Source organism: Enterobacter cloacae complex sp. IR5458 (genome assembly GCF_049238025.1).
GTDB classification, from domain to species: domain Bacteria; phylum Pseudomonadota; class Gammaproteobacteria; order Enterobacterales; family Enterobacteriaceae; genus Enterobacter; species Enterobacter kobei.
In genome coordinates, this window is record NZ_JBMKIF010000103.1 from 1 (window position 1) to 2,422 (window position 2,422).

Sequence of the window (2,422 nt, forward strand, 5' to 3'; positions counted from 1 at the left end):
AGCAACGTCGCACAGAGGGACAGCCACCTGTGAATGCCAAACGGCTTTACAGGATAATGCGTGAGCATAACCTGTTGTTGTTGCATCACAAACCAGAGCGACCGAAGCGTGAACATAAGGGCAAGATAGCGGTGGCAGAAAGCGATATGCGCTGGTGTTCAGATGGCTTCGAGTTCGGCTGCGACAACGGCGAAAAACTGCGGGTAACGTTCGCGCTGGACTGCTGCGACCGTGAGGCCATAGACTGGGCAGCAAGCACGGGAGGCTATGACAGTTCGACCGTGCAGGATGTGATGCTGAGGTCGGTGGAAAAGCGCTTCGACGACAGGTTGCCCGACACAGCGGTGCAGTGGCTGACGGATAACGGTTCAGCGTATACCGCGTATGAAACGCGGAGGTTCGCGAGAGAGCTGAATCTGGAGCCCTGCACAACAGCGGTGAGCAGCCCGCAGAGTAATGGCATGGCCGAACGGTTCGTGAAAACGATGAAAGAAGACTATATCGCGTTCATGCCAAAACCGGATGTGAGAACAGCACTGCGAAACCTTGCAGTAGCGTTCACGCATTACAATGAAAACCACCCGCACAGCGCGCTGGGATATCACTCCCCGAGGGAATACCGGCGGCAGCGGACATCGTTAACTTAAGATACAAAAGCTGTTCGGAGATGGAGGGTCAAGATCACATTCTGCGCTTGATGTGTTCAAAACCTGGCTACTGAATGAACTCAATCTGGGTAAAATTCGTTGATCATGTTCACATTAATCGGGGCTCTGAATTCAAAGTAACTTTATTACTAAGCATTATTTTGTGAAGGCTCTCACTTTTGCTCGCGGCTCCGAAACTTTGCTGGGTTGAGATTTTAAGGTGTATCACGGCGGCTCATACTCTCAATAAATCCCTGTTAGTAAATGCTGCTATTATAACTCATTCATTGCCTGAGCCAGCAGTCGCGCAGCTGCCTCAAGCGCAGAGGATTGAAAAAATCTTCAGATATATATCATCACTCTGAACATACGCAATTAACGGCGGAATCTCACGATTCTACCGTTTTTTATTATTTTTCAGAGGAGTAGTGATGAATAATTCTGAAGGTTTGAAGTCGTTTCAGCAATCGCTTGCTGATCTGCCGCAATGGGTATCAGAGCGGCTTCTGCAGCAAATTAACCAGTTAACTAACTACGAGCCAGTGATCGGCATTATGGGTAAAACCGGTGTTGGGAAGAGCAGTCTGTGCAATGCCCTGTTTGCCGGAGATATATCACCGGTCAGCGATGTGGCGGCCTGTACACGTGAGCCACTGCGCTTTCGCCTGCAAGTCGGCGACCGCTATATAACGCTGATGGATCTGCCCGGCGTGGGCGAAAGTGGCGCTCGCGATACCGAGTATGCTGCGCTGTACCGCGAACAGCTTCCTCGCCTCGACCTGGTACTGTGGCTGATTAAGGCCGATGACCGGGCGCTGACGGTGGATGAACATTTTTATCATCAGGTGATTGGAGAGGTATACCGGCATAAGGTGCTGTTTGTTATCAGCCAGTCGGATAAGGCCGAACCTACCAGCGGTGGGGGACAGTTGTCCACGGCGCAGAAGCAGAATATCAGCCGCAAAATCTGCCTGCTGCATGAGCTGTTCCAGCCCGTCCATCCGGTGTGTGCTGTGTCGGTCCGTCTACAATGGGGGCTTAAGGTGATGGCCGAGCGGATGATTAAGTGCCTGCCACGTGAGGCCACCAGCCCGGTGGTGTCGCAACTCCATCCTTCCTTTCGCACGACGGTAGTCCGGGAACAGGCTCGTAGCGATTTTGGTGAAACCGTCGGGGCCGTACTCGATAGCATCAGTGCCTTTCCCCTGATACCCGCCCCGGTGCGGGCCGTCATTCAGGCCGTGCGCACCACGGTGGTGTCAGTGGCCCGCGCCGTCTGGGATTTCTTCTTCTGAGTATTTAACCCATCCCTGTTACTTCCCTGCCCCTGTCGCCGATGCGACGGGGATCCCTTTTATTTGTTTTCCCGTTATGAGGAGTCTGCTTATGACCCGTCTGGCTTCGCGCTTTGGCGCAGCAAACCTTATCCGTCGCGACCGTCCGTTAACCCGTGAAGAGCTGTTTCGCGTAGTGCCCAGTGTATTCAGTGAGGACAAACACGAGTCCCGTAGTGAGCGTTATACCTATATACCCACCATCTCCCTGCTCGACAGCCTACAGCGAGAAGGCTTCCAGCCATTCTTTGCCTGTCAGACCCGCGTGCGTGACCCGGGTCGTCGTGAACATACAAAGCATATGCTGCGTCTGCGGCGGGAAGGGCAGATTACCGGTAAACAGGTACCAGAAATTATCCTGCTCAACTCCCACGATGGCACCAGTTCGTATCAGATGTTGCCGGGACTATTTCGTGCGGTTTGTCAGAACGGGCTCGTCTG

The 2,422-nt window shown here is 53.2% G+C and carries 2 protein-coding genes and 2 pseudogenes; all 4 read left to right on the plus strand.

Going from position 1 to position 2,422, the window contains the following annotated elements; translation table 11 throughout:
- Positions 1-647, plus strand: a pseudogene (locus ACOTYN_RS26085) (IS3-like element ISEcl1 family transposase); the annotation flags it as partial.
- Positions 648-684: 37 nt separating this feature from the next.
- Positions 685-750 (plus strand): annotated as a pseudogene (locus tag ACOTYN_RS26090) (hypothetical protein); the annotation flags it as partial.
- 328 nt (positions 751-1,078) lie between these two features.
- Positions 1,079-1,942: a GTPase family protein gene (locus tag ACOTYN_RS26095; RefSeq protein WP_001065553.1), complete on the plus strand. Its 864-nt coding sequence runs from the start codon at positions 1,079-1,081 to the stop codon at positions 1,940-1,942.
- 91 nt (positions 1,943-2,033) lie between these two features.
- On the plus strand, positions 2,034-2,422 hold a 389-nt coding region (locus ACOTYN_RS26100; RefSeq protein WP_336816128.1), incomplete at its 3' end, for a DUF932 domain-containing protein.